Below are 16,810 nucleotides of genomic sequence, written 5' to 3'. Positions count from 1 at the left end.
CGGCGGGACAACACGGCGGGACAACACGGCGGGACAGCCCGGCGTACCCGCAGAACCGCCGGCAGAATCCGGTGCGCCGTTCCGTGGGATGATGGAAAGTAGTCCATTTCACCCGATCCGAGGAGGCCAGCGTGGCTTTTGTGCCGACGTCAGAGTCCCGGGCCCTGCTCTCGCCTGCCCTGACCGACGACGAGGTGTTGCGGATCCGCAATGACTTCCCCATCCTCGCCAGGCCCATGGGCGGTCACCCCCTGATCTATCTCGATTCCGGGGCGACCTCGCAGAACCCGATCAGTGTGATCGAGGCCGAGCAGGAGTTCTATGAGCAGCGGAACGCTGCCGTGCACCGCGGCGCGCACCTGCTGGCCGTCGAAGCCACGGAGTCCTTCGAGGACGCCCGCGAGACCCTGGCTGCCTTTGTGGGCGCGGGAGCCGAGGAGATCATCTGGACCTCCAACGCCACCGAAGGCCTGAACCTGCTCAGCTACGCGTTCCTGAACTCGTCCTTGCCGGGTGCCGCCGGACCGGCGGCACAATTCGCACTGGGAGCCGGCGACGAGATTGTCGTCACCGAGATGGAGCACCACGCGAACCTCATCCCGTGGCAGCAGCTCGCGGAGCGCACCGGGGCAACCCTTCGCTTCATCCCCGTCGACGACGCCGGTGGGCTGGATCTCGACGCTGCCGCGGCGCTTATCGGCCCCGCCACCAGGGTCCTCGCCTTCAGCCACGCCTCGAATGTCCTGGGCACCATCAACCCGGTCAAGACCCTGGTGGCGATGGCCCGCCAGTTCGGCGCCCTGACCGTGCTGGACGCGTGCCAGTCGGCTCCGCACCTGCCCCTTGACGTGAAGGACCTGGGCGTCGACTTCGCGGTCCTCTCGGGCCACAAGATGCTGGGGCCCACCGGCATCGGCGTGCTGTACGGCCGGTCCGAACTGCTGAACGCGCTGCCCCCGTTCCTCACCGGGGGGTCGATGATCACCACGGTGACGATGGAGCGCGCCGCCTTCCTCCCCGCCCCGCAGCGCTTCGAGGCGGGCACCCAGAAGGTCTCCCAGGCCATCGCACTCGCCGCTGCCGCGAACTACCTCACCGAGACGGGCATGGACCGAGTCCACGCCTGGGAATCCCTGCTCGGGCAGCGCCTCGTCGAAGGCCTCTCATCCATTCCCGGCATCCGGGTCCTCGGGCCGGCCCCCGGAGAGGAACGGATCGGCCTCGCTTCCTTCGACGTCGCCGGTGTGCACGCTCACGACGTCGGGCAGTTCCTGGACAGCAAGGGAATCGCCGTCCGGGTGGGCCACCACTGCGCACAACCGCTTCACCGGCGCCTGGGCCTGACGGCCAGCACCAGGGCCAGCACCTACCTGTACAACACAACGTCTGACGTGGACACGTTCCTCGCGGCTGTCGCCGGGGTCCGTGCCTACTTTGGAGCCTAAGGACTTTTCCGCATGAGCCTCGAACAGCTGTACCAGCAGATCATCCTGGAACACGCGAAACTGCGTACCGGCAGCGGACTGGCGGAGACGCCCGTTCCCGCGGGGGCATCGTCCGGGCAGTCCCACCAGCTCAATCCTGTCTGCGGGGATGAGATCACGGTCCGCGTGGCGGTGTCTGACGGGAAGGTCGCCCAGCTCCGCTGGGACGGCGAGGGTTGTTCGATTTCCATGGCCTCGGCCTCGGTGCTTGCCGAGCTCGCCGAAGGGATGGAGGTCGGCAGCTTCACGGCGGTCATCGACAACTTCCGGGACGTTCTGCGGTCGCGGGGGAAACTCGCCGCGGACCCCGAGGTCCTCGGCGACGCAGCTGCCTTTGAGGGCGTCTCAAAATACGCCGCCCGGGTGAAGTGCGCCATGATCTCCTGGGTTGCGGCCGAGGACGCCCTGGCGCAGGCGCTCGCGCCCAGCACCACGGCCCCTTAGGACCTCGGCCGCTGCCGGCAGGTCAAGCCGGGAGCATTGGCCGCGCACTTAGCCGAGCAGGCCGGCAATCCCGATGGCCGCCGTCGCCGCCCCGAGCAGCATGGAGACGCTGACCAGGACGACGTGAACAGTAAGGAAGCGGGTGGCTTTGCCGTTCGCGTCGCGGGACCGTGGATCCTTCATCACCCGGCGCAGGAATTGCGGCCAGACAGCGAGGGACCAGAGTCCGGCGACGATCAGGACGACGGCCAGGATTGCCGGCAGCTCCATGTACTAGTGGCTTTCGAGCCAGGCCTGGGCCTGGGTGGACTGGATTTTCAAGGCCTTGCCCACCATCGGTTCGGCCGCTTCGGCGATCTTCCCGCCGAGGAACGGCACCGAGGACGTGACGTTGCCCTCGAGCTCGATCCTGGTGCTGCCGCCGTCGGCCACGAGGCGCTGGACTGCGCTGACGTCGAGCGGTGCGCCGGAGACCTTAAGGGTGATGTTGCTGCGCCGGGAGCCGTCGGCGGCCGGGGCATCCCAACTCTCGAGCTGGGTCACCTTGAGGCTTTCGCCGACAAACTTCCGGGCCATCTCCGGCATCCTCGTGGTCGGGACGGTCCGCACGGTCGTCGTGCTGAAGGCTCCGGCCGTGTCGCCATCGACGGCGAAGGATTCAAGAGTGCCACCGACGAGTTCACTCGTGTGGCGCAGGAAGTCCTCATTCACGAAGACTTCGGTGACTCGGTCAACGCTGTGGGGAAGGTTGGTGGATGCGCTCAATGCCATTGGGGTCCTCCGTGGGGTGGAACTAGTCGTTTCGGGCTCCCAACATCTTACGCGGTGTGCCCGGCCGGCTTTGATTCCTGCTCTTGGAGGGTCTTCGCCGCGGCGGTGATATTCCGCGACATGGCAGGAAAGATCAGGCTGTGGAACGGCAGTACCGCCAGCCAGTACAAGCGGCCGCTGAGACCCTTGGGGAAGAAGATTGCCCGCTGGCGGTAGCGGCTGCCCGTTCCCTCCGGCTCCACCGACAGCTCCAGCCAGGCCCGGCCCGGCGCCCGCATTTCGGCTCGCAGCCGGAGCAGCCTGCCGCGATCGATCCGCTCCGCCCGCCACCAGTCCACCACTTCGCCTTCGGCCAGCAGGTGCGGGTGCCGCCGGCCGCGCAGCAGCCCGGCTCCGCCGGTCAGCTTGTCCAGCCAGCCGCGGACGCGCCAGGCCAGGGGCATGGAATACCAGCCGTTCTGCCCGCCAATCCCTTCGATAATGGTCCAGACGTGCTTGGGATCAACGTCGCTGGCGTAGCTGCGCTCGTCCAGGTAGACGAGGTGGCCGGCCCACTCCGGGTCGGAGGGAAGCGGATCGGCGTCCGCCCCGGCACTGGCCCACGTGGTTTCCACCTGGCCGTCGCGCTCCTTGCCCAGGGCGAGGGCGACTGCCCGGCGATACGGGGTGAGTCCTCCTTCGGGCGGGGGGATGTACGCGTCGATGTCGTGCTCCCGGGAGACAGCGTCGTGCTGGAGCGACTCCACAAGCGGCAGGGACATCGACAGCGGAATCGGCGTGGTCAGGGCGACCCACATGCCCGCGAGCTTGGGCGCGGGAATGGGAAGCGCCAGCACCACGCGGTGCGGGAGCCCGGCCTCCGCGGCGTATTCCTGCATCATGCCCGCGTAGCTGAGGACCTGGCGGCAGCCGATGTCGAAGGTGCGGTTGATCGGGCCTTCGAGCGCTGCCGCCCCGACGAGGTAGTGCAACACGTCGCGCACCGCGATCGCCTCGATCTTGTTGCGCACCCAGCTGGGGGCGGGCATCAGCGGCAGCGTCTCGGACAGGTGCCGGATCATTTCGAACGACGCCGAACCGGAGCCGATCACGACGCCGGCCTGGAAAACGATCGCGTCGACCGAACTGTCGAGGAAGACCTTGCCCACGGCTTCTCGCGACCTCATGTGGGTGGAGAGTTCGGCGCCGGCGGGGTGCAGTCCGCCCAGGTAGACGATCCTGTCCACGCCGGCGTCGGCCGCGGCCCGCGCCGCCGTCTCGGCCATCGCCTTTTCCTTGGATTCGAAGCCCGAGCCGGCCGCCATGGAATGGACCAGGTAGTAGAGCACGTCCACACCGTGAAGGGCCTCGCGCAGCGCCCCGCCGTCGTCGAGGCTGCTCTGGACAACCTCGACGTCGGGCAGCCACGGAACGCCGGCAATTTTGGCCGGCGTGCGGACCAGGACCTTCACTGTGTGTCCGGCCTCCAGCAGCCGGGGGACGAGCCTGCCGCCGATATAGCCGGTCGCGCCGGTGACGAGAACCGTCTTCGGCCTGCCGGTCGGTGCCGGGGCGGTTGGTGCGGATTCGGGGGTGCCGGTCATGGTGACTCCTTGTCGTCTATGAGGCATTCGGAGCGCCAGGCCGTTCGGACGGCCGCGTGTCCTGCCAGCCTAGCCCCGGGCCGCCCCGGCCGGGGGGTCCGCGGCCCCGGGGGGCGGACTGATCGCGGTGCGGACCCGTGTCCGGGCTGCGCGGTAGGCTTGGGGTACCCCGGGATTCCCACGAATTTCGGCTATTCGTGTTGCCTGCATCCCCGTGATCCCTTCAGGAGCGACAGCTATGAGCCTCAACGGCCCCTCTCTCACCGGTTTGCGCCGTGTCCTCGCCGAAGACCGGAACTACGCCCGCGTCCGGGCCGAAGCCGCCCGCGGTTTCGCCTCCCGCAGCGAGGACTACCAGATCAGCGCCCCCGCCGGATTGCGCTCGGCGCTGCTCGCGGAAATGGCCGATGGACTGATCGCCCTAGCGGACAACACCGCGACGGCAGCGGGCCGCGGCCCCGCGCCGGTCGTCCTGGCCATCACCGCGACCGGCCGGGAAGCCGAGGATCTCACCGAGGCGCTGCGCGCCTTCCTGCCGGCCGACGCCGTCGCCGAGTTCCCGAGCTGGGAAACGCTCCCTCACGAACGGCTCTCCCCGCGCTCGGACACCGTGGGCCGGCGCCTGTCGGTGCTGCGCCGGCTCGCGCACCCCGAAACCTCCGCGAGCGGGGCGCTGCGCGTTGTCGTGGCCCCGGTGCGCGCCGTCGTCCAGCCCATCGTGGCGGGACTGGGCGAACTGGTCCCGGTCACCCTGAAGGTGGGCCAGGAGGTCCCGTTCAGCAATGTCGTCCGGAGCCTCGCCGACGCCGCCTACGCCCGGGTGGACATGGTGACCCGGCGCGGAGAGTTCGCCGTCCGCGGCGGCATGCTGGACGTCTTCCCGCCCACCGAGGACCACCCCATCCGAGTGGAGTTCTTCGGCGATGAAGTGGACCAGATGCGCTGGTTCGCCGTCGCAGACCAGCGCTCGCTGACCGCGCCCGGGGTGCACCACCCCACCGAACTGCACGCCCCGCCGTGCCGCGAAATCCTGATCACGCCCTCGGTGATGTCCCGCGCGGCGACGCTGAAATCGCAGCTGCCGGCCGCCGCGGACATGCTTGAGAAGATCGCCGGCGGCATCGCCGTGGAAGGCATGGAGTCGCTGGCCCCGGTGCTGGTGGACGCCATGGTGCCGTTCCTGGACCAGTTCCCGGCCGGTTCGATGGCGGTCGTGATCGAACCCGAGAAGGTCCGGACCCGCGCCCATGACCTCGCCGCCACCAACGAGGAATTCCTCGAGGCGGCCTGGTCCACGGCGTCCGACGGCGGCACCGCGCCCCTGGACTTGAGCTCGGCGGCGTCGGCGGCCCTGCACTCGGCCAGCTTCCGTTCCCTCGCCGAAACCCGCGCCGCAGCCCTCGAGCACGAGGTGTCCTGGTGGTCGATCACCTCACTGGCCACCGACGAGGAACTGCTGCCCGACGTCGACGTCCTGAACCTGCACGCCCGCGAACCCCGCGGCTACCAGGGCGACGTCGCCGAAATGATGGCCTTCATCGGCTCGCACGTGCGCGAACAGTGGCGGATCGTCGTCGTCACGGAAGGTCCCGGCCCGGCCCAGCGGCTCGCCGAACTCTTCCACGACAACGACATCCCCTGCGCCCGGGTCGACTCCCTCGACGACGACCCGCAGGCCGGGCTGATCGAGGTGACGACGGCCGCCGTCGGACGCGGTTTTGTCCTGGAACCGCTCAAACTCGCCCTGCTGACCGAGGCTGACCTGCTGGGGCGGACCTCCGCCGGTTCCACCAAGGACATGCGCCGGATGCCGTCGAAGCGGCGGAACGCCGTGGATCCGCTGCAGCTCGTGGCCGGCGACTCCGTGGTCCACGAACAGCACGGCATCGGCCGGTTCGTGGAACTGATCCAGCGCAGGGTGGCAGGTGGCGGGGACGGGGTGCGCGAATACCTCGTGCTGGAGTACGCGCCGTCCAAGCGCGGCGCCCCGGGCGACCGGCTCTTTGTGCCCACCGACCAGCTGGACCAGGTCACCCGCTACGTCGGCGGGGACACCCCGGCGCTGAGCAAGATGGGCGGCGCGGACTGGGCCAGCACCAAGTCCAAGGCCCGCAAGGCCGTCAAGGAAATCGCCGGCGAGCTGATCCGGCTCTACTCGGCCCGGATGGCCTCCCGCGGCTACGCCTTCGGCCCGGACACCCCGTGGCAGCGCGAGCTCGAGGAAGCGTTCCCGTATGTGGAAACCCCGGACCAGCTGACCACCATCAACGAGGTCAAGGCGGACATGGAGCGGGAGATCCCGATGGACCGGCTGATCTCCGGCGACGTCGGCTACGGCAAGACCGAGATCGCCGTCCGGGCCGCGTTCAAGGCCGTCCAGGACGGCAAACAGGTCGCCGTGCTGGTGCCCACCACGCTGCTCGCCCAGCAGCACTACGAGACCTTCACCGAACGCTTCTCCGGCTTCCCGCTCGTGGTCAAGCCGCTGTCCCGCTTCCAGAGCGGCAAGGAGGCCAAGGAAACGGCCGACGGCGTGAAGGCTGGTTCCGTGGACGTCGTGATCGGCACGCACCGGCTGCTGTCCAAGGACTTCGGCTTCAAGGACCTCGGCCTCGTGATCGTGGACGAGGAGCAGCGCTTCGGCGTCGAGCACAAGGAAGCGCTCAAGAAGATGCGCACCAACGTGGACGTCCTGGCCATGAGCGCCACCCCGATTCCCCGGACCCTGGAAATGTCGCTCACCGGCATCCGCGAGACCTCCACGCTGGCCACCCCGCCGGAGGAGCGCCACCCGGTGCTGACCTATGTGGGCCCGTACACGGACAAGCAGACGTCCGCGGCGATCCGCCGTGAACTTATGCGCGAGGGCCAGGTGTTCTTCGTGCACAACCGGGTGTCCACGATCGACCGCACCGCGGCGAAGATCCGCGAACTGGTCCCGGAGGCCCGGGTGGAGGTGGCGCACGGGCAGATGTCCGAGAGCCGGCTCGAGCAGATCATCGTGGATTTCTGGGAGAAGCGCTTCGACGTGCTGGTCTGCACCACCATCATTGAGACGGGCCTGGACATCTCCAACGCGAACACGCTGATCGTGGACGGGGCGGACAAGTACGGGCTGTCCCAGCTGCACCAGCTGCGCGGACGCGTGGGCCGCGGCCGCGAACGCGCCTACGCGTACTTCCTGTACCCCTCGGAGAAGCCACTGGGCGAGGTGGCGCTGGAACGGCTCAAGGCCGTCGCCACCCACAACGAGCTCGGCGCCGGCATGCAGCTGGCCATGAAGGACCTTGAGATCCGCGGCGCCGGCAACCTGCTCGGCGGGGAACAGTCCGGCCACATCCAGGGCGTCGGCTTCGACCTTTACATTCGCCTGGTCGGCGAGGCCGTCGCGGAATACCGCGGCGAGGCCGAGGAGAAGGCCGCGGAGATGAAGATCGAGCTGCCGGTCAACGCGCACCTGCCGCACGACTACGTGCCGGGCGAACGGCTGCGCCTCGAGGCCTACCGCAAGCTCGCCTCGGCCATCACCTACGAGGCGATCGACGAGGTGCTCGCGGAGCTAGTGGACCGCTACGGCGAGCTTCCGCTGCCGGCCAAGAACCTCATCGACGTCGCCCGCTTCCGGGTGGGCGCCCGCGAGGCCGGGCTCAGCGACGTTGCCCTGCAGGGCAACTTCATCAAGTTCTCCCCGGCGCAGCTGCCGGAGTCCAAGCTGATGCGGCTCACCCGGATGTACCCCGGTGCGCAGTCCAAGCCGGCCCTGGTCGCGGTGCTCATCCCGAAGCCCAAGACCGCCCGGATCGGCGGCCGGGACCTGCAGGACGCCGAAATCCTCGAGTGGGCCAACGGCGTCATCCGCAATATCTTCTCCGACGCCCCGCTCACAGTGGCTTAGCCGGTGATGGGAGGACACCACGCCGCGTCGGGGGCCGCGGCGTGGGTGGCTATTGCCTCGACGGGGCCGTACACGCTGGGCTGGTATCCGCTGGACGCGACCGGGATTGTGATCGGCGGGATGGCGACGGCGGGCACGGCCCTCGTCTGCGACTGGGACCACCGCTCCAGCACGGTGGCGCAGTCGCTGCCGCCGCTGTCGAACGTGATCGCCGTCGGCATCGAAAACGTCTCCGGCGGGCACCGGCAGGGCACGCATTCCCTGCTCGGCGCGGCATTCTTTGTGCTGCTCGCGGCGCTGGCCGGGCAGTTCCAGCTGCAGACGGACTGGGGGCTGCTGTCGGTCGGCGCCGGTCTGCTCTGCATGTTCATGATCAACATCGCCGCCAAGGCCCTCAAGCTCTTCCCGAAGTACGGCTGGATCAGCAACTGGGTCGTCGCGCTCGCCATGGCCGGGCTGGTGACGTGGTTCGCGCCGCACCAGTGGACCTGGCTGCCGGTCTCAATGCTGACGGGGGTGCTGGTCCACATCGTCGGGGACATGATCACCACCGGGGGAGTGCCGCTGCTCTGGCCCATCGTGATCAAGCCGCCGAAGCTCCTGCGGAAACTGCCGCTGCTCAGGAACATCTGGAGGTCCAACGGGGCGTTCTCCATCCCCCTGCTGGGCCGCGCCGGCTCGCGGCGGGAATGGTTCGTGCTGATCCCGGTCAGTGCCTACGCCATGATCGGCATGTTCGGCGCGGCGCTGGCCCTGGCCAAGCTGCACTGGCCGGACGCCGTCGCCCTGGGGACCGGCCTGATCCAAAGCCTCTTTGGGGTGCTCGCCGCCGCGTAGCCCCCGGGTTAAACGACTGAAGCTCCGGAAGATCCGGAGCTTCAGTCGTTTAAAGGACGCGGTGTCTAAAATTCGCCCGCGGAATCCGAGCGGCCCGTAATGGTCTGCGGAATCCAGAATGCCAGGGCGAAGAGGCCGAGGCAGACGGCCATCGGCCACGGGTTGCCCAGCGTCAGGAAGCCGAGCGAGTAAATGGAGCCCAGGAAGAGGACCATCATCAGGACGAACATCATGATGCTGGAGCCGAGGCTGTTCTCGTTCTGCGGCGTCGTGGCAGTGGTGGTCTTGCTGGACATTCGTTCCTCCTCGGCCCCGTGGGGCTCAAAACTGTGGCGGCAACTGTTCTTACCGGATAGCGGTCAGTACGCGGAGGAACCCTGTTCACCCTTGACGATCGCGATGCCGGAGCTGGCGCCAATACGTGTTGCACCTGCAGCAATCATAGCCTGTGCGTCGGCGAGCGAACGCACCCCGCCCGAGGCCTTGACGCCCAGGTCCGGGCCCACGCTGCGGCGCATCAGCGCGACGTCCTCGGCGGTGGCCCCGCCGCCGTTGAAACCGGTGGACGTCTTCACGAAGTCCGCGCCCGCCGCGACGGCCGCCTCGCAGGCCAGCACCTTCTGGGCATCGTCCAGCAGCGCCGTTTCGATGATGACCTTCAGGATGGCGCCGCCGTCGTGCACGGCCTCGGCGACGGCCGTGATGTCATCGACCAGGGCGCCCTTGTCGCTTGCCCGGGCAGCGGCGATGTTGATCACCATGTCGACTTCTTCGGCACCGTCCAGCACCGCGCCGCGGGCCTCGAAGGCCTTGACGTCGCTGGGCGTGGCGCCCAGCGGGAAGCCGACGACCGAGCAGGTCAGCACGCCGGAGCCCTTCAGGGCCTTCTTGACCGTCTTGACCCACACCGGGTTGACGCACACGGACTTGAACCGGTACTCGGCGGCCTCCGCGCAGACCTTGAGGATCTCGGCCTCGCTTGCCTCCGGCTTGAGCAGGGTGTGGTCAATGTAGGAGGCGATGTTGGCGGGGGTCGTTTTTCCGGCAGTCGCGGCGGCTTCGTTGCTCATGGTGGTCCCTTCGTGGCTTCTCAGGTGTCCATCTTGCCACAACAGCCACCACTCCTGAGGGGCCTCCGCGCAGGGTTCAGGCAGCGGTTCAGGCAGCGTCGGCGAAGGGCTCCGCCAGTCCGGCCCGGACCAGCTGGGAGGCGCAGACCGAGGCGGCGGAGGACGCGGCCACGAGCAGACCCAGGCGGACGCCGTCGAACACGGCGGCATCCCCGATGGCCCAGATCCCAGAGACGGAGGTGCGGAAGTCCCGGCCTATGACGATCCCGCCCTGGCGTGCCGTCTTCAGCCCGGCGCTGACCGCGAGGGCGTCGCGGGCAATCGGCTCCTCGGCCAGGACCACCAGGTCCCCGGCCATGCTGGAGCCGTCCTCGAACACGATCCCCGCGGCGGCGAGCGTCGAACCGGCGAGCGTGGGAACGACCGAGGCCGGCCGCTGGGTGGTGCGGATGGGGCGGACGCCGCGGGCGCGCAGCACGGCCTCGGCCTGGCCCGCGGCCGTGCCGGTGCCGACCAGGATGCCCAGCGGCCGCCGGCCCAGGACGCGGGTGACGTCCTTGACGGCGTCGCCCAGCCCGGCGGCGTCGTCGATGGTGGAGTAGTTCAGGCACCGGCCTTCCCCTGCCAGCGGCGCGCCGGCGGGGGAGGACCCGGTTGCGATCACCAGCTGGTCGTAGCTGAATTCCAGGCCGTCCGCCGTGGTGACGTAGCGGCTGTCCGGGTCGATGTAGCTCGCCGGCTGGCCGAAGCGGACGGACACCTGCGGCAGGGCGGCGAGTTCCAGGAGCTCCTCGGGGGCGTCATCCCGGTTGCTGAGCACCGTGATCCCGCCGGCGAACGGGGTCCGGGTGAGCTGGCGGACGAGGGCCTGCGCGGCGGGGCCGGCCCCGGCGATGACGATCCGGGGCCGGGTCTGGGAATCGGCGGAAACGGTGGGGGTGGCGGACATGGTGAGGCCCTTTCGCTGGTGGCCCGTGGTGTGGCCTGACTGCTTGATGCACCCAGCGTAGGCGGGTGATCTTTCCGGCGTGTTTCCCCGGTGTTGCAGGATTTTCGCCGCCCGTTCGCCAATGTTTACCCGCCAGTAATGCCGTGGGTCACACCCGGATCCGGTAGCCCCGCTTCACCACGGTTTCCACGAGCCGGCCGTCCGGCAGTGCGGAGCGCAGCCTGCTGACCGTCATGTCCAGGGCATGGACGGAGCCGCGCAGTTCCAGCAGTTCGGACAGCGACTCGCGGGACAGCACCGCGCCGCCGGCGCCCATCAGCGCCCGCAGTAGCAGGAGCGGGGCGGGCGCGAGCTCCACGGCCTCGCCGTCGATCCGGAGCGAGCGGCCGCGGAGTTCCACGCGGCCCGAGACGGTGTCCAGGCGGCGGACGTGGTTGAGGGCAAGGTGCTCGACGACGAGCCGGATCAGGGCGCCCATCCGGAACCGGTCCGGGACCAGCGGCTGCAGCCCGGCATCGATGAGCGGCTGCGCCGTGATCGGGCCGACGACGGCGGTGGCCACGGTGGTCTTCAGGCTCTCCACGAGCTCCTTGTACAGGCCCATCTCGTGCGCGGTGCTCCACATGGCATCCACCGCGGGGGCACTGGTGAAGGTCAGCACGTCCAGGTTGCCGCTGCACGCGGCCTCGATCAGCCGCGGCAGCCGGTCCGCGCCGTCGGGCTTGACCCAGCGGTACGGGGTCACGGTCAGGACAGTCGCGCCGGACATCCGGAGGCGCTCGAGCTGGCGGACATCGGTGTAGCCGTGCAGCTGCACCGCGACGGTCTTGCCGCGGACGCCCTCGGCAAGGAGCATGTCCACCAGCGTGGCGGTGGTTTCGTCGCTGCTGATCCCGACGTCGGCCAGCCCGGCCGCGCGGACGGCGCCGCGGGCCTTGGGCCCGCGGACGAACATCCGGGTGGTGCCGAGGGTCTCCAGCAGCTGCTCGCCGATCCCGAAGGTGTCCGCGGCCTCGCACCAGCGCCGCATGCCGTAGGCGGTGGTGGCGATGCACAGCTCGGGGCGGGCGGCGATGATGGCCCGGGTGTCCTCGATGAGGTTCACGTCCTCCTGGACGGGGGCGATCTTCAGCGCCGGCGCATGCAGCACCTCTGCGCCGCGCCGCTCCAGGGCCTCGATCAGGTCCTGGGACCGGCGGTGCGAGGTCACGCCGATCCGGAAGCCTTCCAGCGGCAGCTCCACAGTCTCCGCGGCAGCCGCCGGCATGGTCTCCGGTGCTGTCGCCGACGTGGCCGCCGGTCTCGGGTCGTCGCCGGTGACGGGCGGCCCGGCCGGTGCGATGGCGTTGAGCGTACTCACGGCCCTCACGCTCCCATCAGGGACGCGGCGAGGCGGTCCAGGTCGGCTTCTGCTTCGGCGCATCCCCGGTTGGCCTCGGCCACGCGGACGACGTCGCCGATCACCAGCACGGCGGGGTTGCTGCACTCCGCAGCCGCCGTTGTGATGGTGCCCAGTTCGGCGATGGTGGTCCGCTGTCCGGGGCGGTATCCGCGCTCGACGACGGCCATCGGCATGTCCGCGCGCATCCCCGCCCGGCGCAGCCCGGCGGCGAGCTGGTGCAGCGTCCCGATGCCCATCAGGACCACGATGGTCCCGCCGAGTCCGGCCAGGTGCATGTGCTCCTTCTCGGTCAGCGGGGCGTGCCCCGAGACGACGGTGAACATGTGGCTGACCTCGCGGTGCGTGACGGGGATTCCGGCCGCGGCCGGGACCGAAATGGCACTCGTCACGCCGGAGATCACCCGGACTGGCACGCCGGCCTTCACGCAGGAGGCCACTTCCTCGCCGCCGCGGCCGAACACGTACGGGTCGCCGCCCTTGAGCCGCACCACGTTCTTCCCGGCCAGGGCAGCTTCCACCATGAGGTCCTCGATGCCGGACTGGCTGACGGGGTGGTGGCCGGGGCGCTTGCCCACATCCACCAGCTCGGCCGTGCTTAGTGCGGGCAGTTCCTGGTACGGGGCCAGCCGGTCGTAGAAGACGACGTCGGCGTCCCGCAGGGCCTTGACCGCGGCGACGGTCAGCAGTTCGGTGGTTCCGGGCCCGCCGCCGACCAGGGTGACTTGGCCGGCGGGGCCGGCGGCAGGCTCCACCGCCACCGGGATGCCGGTTTCGCGGCAGCGGTCCAGCAGCGCGTCCCAGCCGGGCTGGCCGTCGTCGACCGCGGCGACCAGGAAGGGACGCTCCGGCAGGGGGCCGTCATGGCGGGCACCGCCCGGGCTGCTCAGCCGGGAGACGACGGCGCCGGCCGCCCGGTAGCGGCGGACGGCCTGGCGTGCGGCGGTGTCCGAGCCGGTGACAAGGACTTCGCGTCCGCTGAGATCGATGCTGAGCTGCATGGTTAGACCGTACTTTCCTGGGCGGGGGCGGCGGTGTCGGAGGGCCGGACCGGAATGCTGGAGGCGATCACTACAGGTTGCTGGCTGGCCAGTGCCTTCTCCTCCGCCGTGGCGGGGCGCATCTGGCCGCGTTCGTCGGGGACGAAGGTGATGGAATCGTCCTTCTGGTCCGGGGCGTTGACGAAGGAACGGAAGCGGCGCAGGCGCTCGGGATCCTTCAGGGTGTCGGCCCATTCGTCCACGTAGGTGTCGACGTGCTTGGCCATGGCGGCCTCGAGGTCCTCGGCGATGCCCAGGGTGTCGTGCACCACCACGTCCTCGACGTGCTTGATGCCGCCGTCGAGCTCCTCCTGCCACCGCGCCGTGCGCTGCAGGCGGTCGGCAGTGCGGATGTAGTACATGAAGTAGCGGTCGATGTACTTCAGCAGCGTTTCGTCGTCGAGGTCCTTGGCCAGCAGCTGGGCATGCGCCGGGGTGGCACCGCCGTTGCCGCCGACGTAGAGGTTCCAGCCGTCCGCTGTGGCGATGACGCCGACGTCCTTGCCGCGGGCCTCGGCGCATTCCCGGGCGCAGCCGGAGACACCCATCTTGAGCTTGTGCGGGCTGCGGAGGCCGCGATAGCGCAATTCCAGCTGGATGGCCATGGCCACCGAGTCCTGGACCCCGAAGCGGCACCAGGTGGAACCGACGCAGGACTTCACCGTACGCAGGCTCTTGCCGTAGGCCTGGCCGGACTCGAACCCGGCGTCGACCAGTTCCTTCCAGATTTCCGGGAGCTGCTCCAGCCGGGCGCCGAACATGTCGATCCGCTGGCCGCCGGTGATCTTGGTGTAGAGGTTGTACTTCTCGGCCACGGCGGCGATGACGCCGAGCTTCTTCGGCGTGATCTCGCCGCCGGCGATGCGTGGCACCACCGAGTAGGTGCCGTCCTTCTGCATGTTGGCGAGGGCACGGTCGTTGGTGTCCTGCAGGGTGCCGCGGCCGGCGTCCAGGACGTAGGCGCTGTTCTGGCTGGCCAGGATGTTGGCGATGGTCGGCTTGCAGATGTCGCAGCCGTCGCCGGTACCGTACTTGGCCATAACCTGCTCGAAGGAGGTCAGCTCCAGGACCCGGATGGTCTCGAAGAGTTCCTGGCGGGACAGCTCGATGTGCTCGCACAGGGCCTTGGACACCTCGACGCCGGACTTGGTCAGTTCGGTTTCGAGCAGCTTCTTGAGCATCGGCACACAGGAACCGCAGCTGGTCCCGGCGCGGGTGCAGCCCTTGAGCTCGCCGAGCTCCTGGACGGGGGCGTTGCCGTCGCAGGCCCCGCAGCCGTTGACGGTGTCGCGGATGGTGCCGGCGGAGACGTTGTTGCAGGAGCACAGGATGGCGTCGTCCGGGAGTTGGATCTCCAGGGCTTCGTCCCCGGCGTCGCCCCCGCCGGCCGCGGTGAGGTAGGCGCCGGGTTCGGCGGCCAGTTCGCGGCCCAGCATGGGGCGCAGGGACGTGTACGGGGTGGCGTCCCCGACGAAGATGCCGCCCAGCAGGGTCTTGGCATCGTCCGTGGTGACGATCTTCTGGTACACACCGCGGGCCGGGTCGGCGTAGACGATTTCCAGTGCGTGCTCGGTCCTGGCGAAGGCGTCGCCGAAGCTGGCGACGTCGACGCCGGAGAGCTTGAGCTTGGTGGCGGTGTCGAATCCCGGGAAGGTCGCGTCGCCGCCGTGCAGCCGGTCCGCGACGATCTCCGCCATGGTGTTGGCGGGGGCCACGAGGCCCAGGCACATGCCGCCGAAGTTGGCGACCTCGCCGATCGCCCAGATGCCGGGGACCTGCGTTTCGCAGCCGTCGGAGATGACGACGCCGCCGCGCGGGCCGAGGTCGAACAGGGGTGCGGTGCCCTCCGTCTCGGGACCGTTGGCGGCGCGGAACAGCTCGTCACGGGGTTTGACGCCGATCGCGACGATCACGAGGTCGGCGTCGATGATGCGGCCGTCGGCCATCAGCACGCCGGTGACCTGGCCATCGCCGTCGGACAGGACCTCGGAGGGGAACACGCCGCCGTGGACGGTGAATCCCTTGGCTTCGATCAGGCGGCCCAGGGCCTGCCCGGCGCCCTGGTCCAGCTGGGTGTTCATCAGCCACGGTGAGCCGTTGATGACGATCGGCGTGGCGCCGAGCTGCTCGGTGCCGGCCGCGGACTCCAGGCCCAGCAGGCCGCCGCCGATGGTGACGGCGGTGACCTTGCGGCCCAGCTTCTCCGTCAGGTCAGCGATGGCCTTGTTGATGGCCCAGACGTCTTCCAGCGTGCGGTACACGTGGGTGAGTTCGGATCCCGGGATCGGCAGGCGGGCGGCGTCGGAACCGGTGGCGACGACCAGCTCGTCATAGGGGTACACGGTGCCGGCCGCCGTGGTCACGGTCTTGCCCGCGGTGTCGATGCAGGTCACGCGCTCGCCGGTCTGCAGGGTCAGCGCCTCGTGGTCCCACATCGCGGCGCTGCCCAGGGTGAGGTCGACGTCGGCGTCGGTGAGGGCCTTGCTCAGCGCGACGCGGTCGTAGGGGAGGTGTGCTTCCTCGGTGAGGACGGTGACGTCCCAGCCTTCGAGGCCCCGGGCGTGCATGGCGTCGGCGAAGCGGTGGGCGGCAGGGCCGCCGCCGGCAACCACCACGCGGCGCGGTGCTATGGCGCGCTCTGCGCCCTGGTTCTGGGGGCTTGAAGTCTGTCCGGTCACGGTGGGCCTTTCGCATGGGCCGCAGTCGGTGCATTGCGGCCTTCTCAATCGAGGTGTCCATCCAGACTAGGCAAGCGCAGTTTCGCTTCAGTTTCCCTTATGTTTCGTGATCTTAACTTCTGCATCACGGGCACGTTTCCGGCTGGGTGAGGTCTCTTTTACCCGCCGGACACATTCACTGCATTCAGTCGAAACACCCGGGACCTAGCTTGGGTATGTGGCCGCAGGAGCGGCTGAGCCCGGGAGAGATGTATGAGAGAGGGGCCGGAATGACTGCCGTACTTGAGAGCGCAGCACAAAGCTTTGTCGAACACCCCAGCTATGGGACGGGCTGGCACCGTGTGTGCGCCGTGGAGGACCTGGAGCCGGCCTGGGGCGAGGCCGCTTTGATCGCGGGGCGCCAGGTGGCGTTGTTCCGCACCGTGTCCGGTGAGGTTTACGCCGTCGGCCAGGAGGATCCGGCCACCGGCGCGTACGTGATGGCCCGCGGCATCACCGGGTCCCGCGGCTCGTGCCCGACCGTCGCCTCGCCGCTGCACAAGGAGGTCTATGACCTCCGCACGGGGGAGTGCCTGGGCACGCCGGAACTGCGGCTCCCGACCTTCGGTACCCGGATTGTGGGCGGGTACATTGAGGTCGAGCTGTAGCGGCTGACCCGGG

The 16,810-nt window shown here is 69.2% G+C and carries 14 protein-coding genes; 5 read left to right on the top strand and 9 right to left on the bottom strand.

The annotated features are described in order from the left end of the window. The first annotated feature begins 140 nt into the window (after nt 1-140). Together ABIC21_RS18255 and sufU are read left to right on the top strand one after the other, a co-directional pair. Nucleotides 141-1,445: an aminotransferase class V-fold PLP-dependent enzyme gene (locus ABIC21_RS18255; protein WP_502936026.1), complete on the top strand. Its 1,305-nt coding sequence runs from the start codon at nt 141-143 to the stop codon at nt 1,443-1,445. A 12-nt stretch (nt 1,446-1,457) separates the two neighbouring features. Beyond that, a complete protein-coding gene (sufU, locus tag ABIC21_RS18250) occupies nt 1,458-1,928 on the top strand; it encodes a Fe-S cluster assembly sulfur transfer protein SufU (RefSeq protein ID WP_354351792.1) in 471 nt (156 codons plus the stop codon). A gap of 48 nt (nt 1,929-1,976) precedes the next feature. Here sufU and ABIC21_RS18245 read toward each other — a convergent pair whose 3' ends face one another. Genes ABIC21_RS18245 through ABIC21_RS18235 form a run of 3 tightly spaced genes read right to left on the bottom strand, consistent with a single transcriptional unit; the run spans nt 1,977 to nt 4,282 of the window. Continuing rightward, a complete protein-coding gene (locus tag ABIC21_RS18245; protein ID WP_346924959.1) occupies nt 1,977-2,198 on the bottom strand; it encodes an SCO4848 family membrane protein in 222 nt (73 codons plus the stop codon). A gap of 3 nt (nt 2,199-2,201) precedes the next feature. Beyond that, nucleotides 2,202-2,699, bottom strand: a complete 498-nt coding sequence (locus ABIC21_RS18240; protein ID WP_354351791.1) for a DUF2505 domain-containing protein — start codon at nt 2,697-2,699, stop codon at nt 2,202-2,204. A gap of 47 nt (nt 2,700-2,746) precedes the next feature. Continuing rightward, nucleotides 2,747-4,282, bottom strand: a complete 1,536-nt coding sequence (locus ABIC21_RS18235) for an SDR family oxidoreductase (protein ID WP_354351790.1) — start codon at nt 4,280-4,282, stop codon at nt 2,747-2,749. A gap of 238 nt (nt 4,283-4,520) precedes the next feature. Here ABIC21_RS18235 and mfd point away from each other — a divergent pair, with 238 nt between their 5' ends. Next, the gene (gene mfd, locus ABIC21_RS18230; RefSeq protein WP_354351789.1) at nt 4,521-8,177 is read left to right on the top strand and encodes a transcription-repair coupling factor; all 3,657 of its coding nucleotides are present in this window, start codon (nt 4,521-4,523) and stop codon (nt 8,175-8,177) included. Nucleotides 8,178-8,183: 6 nt separating this feature from the next. Next, entirely contained in the window at nt 8,184-9,014 is an 831-nt protein-coding gene (locus ABIC21_RS18225; protein WP_354351815.1) for a metal-dependent hydrolase, read from the top strand. Nucleotides 9,015-9,079: 65 nt separating this feature from the next. Here the strand turns inward: ABIC21_RS18225 and ABIC21_RS18220 are convergent, their stop codons facing one another. The 6 genes from ABIC21_RS18220 to nirB all read right to left on the bottom strand — a co-directional run bounded on the left by ABIC21_RS18220 (nt 9,080) and on the right by nirB (nt 16,150). After that, a complete protein-coding gene (locus ABIC21_RS18220) occupies nt 9,080-9,310 on the bottom strand; it encodes a hypothetical protein (protein WP_354351788.1) in 231 nt (76 codons plus the stop codon). Between the two features lie 63 nt (nt 9,311-9,373). After that, nucleotides 9,374-10,084, bottom strand: coding sequence for a deoxyribose-phosphate aldolase (gene deoC, locus ABIC21_RS18215; RefSeq protein ID WP_354351787.1), 711 nt, complete (start codon nt 10,082-10,084; stop codon nt 9,374-9,376). Between the two features lie 88 nt (nt 10,085-10,172). Further along, nucleotides 10,173-11,033, bottom strand: a complete 861-nt coding sequence (locus ABIC21_RS18210) for an FAD-dependent oxidoreductase (RefSeq protein WP_354351786.1) — start codon at nt 11,031-11,033, stop codon at nt 10,173-10,175. A gap of 148 nt (nt 11,034-11,181) precedes the next feature. Then, nucleotides 11,182-12,300, bottom strand: coding sequence for a uroporphyrinogen-III synthase (locus ABIC21_RS18205; protein ID WP_354351814.1), 1,119 nt, complete (start codon nt 12,298-12,300; stop codon nt 11,182-11,184). Nucleotides 12,301-12,398: 98 nt separating this feature from the next. Continuing rightward, complete coding sequence (cobA, locus tag ABIC21_RS18200; RefSeq protein WP_354351785.1) at nt 12,399-13,433, bottom strand: uroporphyrinogen-III C-methyltransferase; 1,035 nt, start codon at nt 13,431-13,433, stop codon at nt 12,399-12,401. Between the two features lie 2 nt (nt 13,434-13,435). Then, nucleotides 13,436-16,150 carry a nitrite reductase large subunit NirB gene (gene nirB, locus ABIC21_RS18195; protein ID WP_354351784.1) on the bottom strand — a complete coding sequence of 905 codons (2,715 nt, stop codon included), beginning with the start codon at nt 16,148-16,150 and terminating at the stop codon, nt 13,436-13,438. A 269-nt stretch (nt 16,151-16,419) separates the two neighbouring features. Between nirB and nirD the strand changes: the two genes are divergently transcribed. Next, nucleotides 16,420-16,797 (top strand): nitrite reductase small subunit NirD, encoded by a 378-nt coding sequence (gene nirD / locus ABIC21_RS18190; RefSeq protein ID WP_354351783.1) that lies wholly within the window; start codon nt 16,420-16,422, stop codon nt 16,795-16,797. Nucleotides 16,798-16,810 lie beyond the last annotated feature (13 nt).

The sequence above is a fragment of the Pseudarthrobacter sp. PvP090 genome, assembly GCF_040547365.1.
Lineage (GTDB): Bacteria > Actinomycetota > Actinomycetes > Actinomycetales > Micrococcaceae > Arthrobacter.
Note: the sequence above shows the minus strand (reverse complement) of the source record. Positions and strands in the feature narration are given on the sequence as shown.

Excerpts from the sequence above, each read along its gene's own strand:
- sufU (WP_354351792.1), top strand. The coding sequence starts at position 1,458 with ATGAGCCTCGAACAGCTGTACCAGCAGATCATCCTGGAACACGCGAAA.
- ABIC21_RS18245 (WP_346924959.1), bottom strand. The coding sequence starts at position 2,198 with ATGGAGCTGCCGGCAATCCTGGCCGTCGTCCTGATCGTCGCCGGACTC.
- ABIC21_RS18240 (WP_354351791.1), bottom strand. The coding sequence starts at position 2,699 with ATGGCATTGAGCGCATCCACCAACCTTCCCCACAGCGTTGACCGAGTC.
- ABIC21_RS18235 (WP_354351790.1), bottom strand. The coding sequence starts at position 4,282 with ATGACCGGCACCCCCGAATCCGCACCAACCGCCCCGGCACCGACCGGC.
- mfd (WP_354351789.1), top strand. The coding sequence starts at position 4,521 with ATGAGCCTCAACGGCCCCTCTCTCACCGGTTTGCGCCGTGTCCTCGCC.
- ABIC21_RS18225 (WP_354351815.1), top strand. The coding sequence starts at position 8,184 with ATGGGAGGACACCACGCCGCGTCGGGGGCCGCGGCGTGGGTGGCTATT.
- ABIC21_RS18220 (WP_354351788.1), bottom strand. The coding sequence starts at position 9,310 with ATGTCCAGCAAGACCACCACTGCCACGACGCCGCAGAACGAGAACAGC.
- deoC (WP_354351787.1), bottom strand. The coding sequence starts at position 10,084 with ATGAGCAACGAAGCCGCCGCGACTGCCGGAAAAACGACCCCCGCCAAC.
- ABIC21_RS18210 (WP_354351786.1), bottom strand. The coding sequence starts at position 11,033 with ATGTCCGCCACCCCCACCGTTTCCGCCGATTCCCAGACCCGGCCCCGG.
- ABIC21_RS18205 (WP_354351814.1), bottom strand. The coding sequence starts at position 12,300 with ATGCCGGCGGCTGCCGCGGAGACTGTGGAGCTGCCGCTGGAAGGCTTC.
- cobA (WP_354351785.1), bottom strand. The coding sequence starts at position 13,433 with ATGCAGCTCAGCATCGATCTCAGCGGACGCGAAGTCCTTGTCACCGGC.
- nirD (WP_354351783.1), top strand. The coding sequence starts at position 16,420 with ATGACTGCCGTACTTGAGAGCGCAGCACAAAGCTTTGTCGAACACCCC.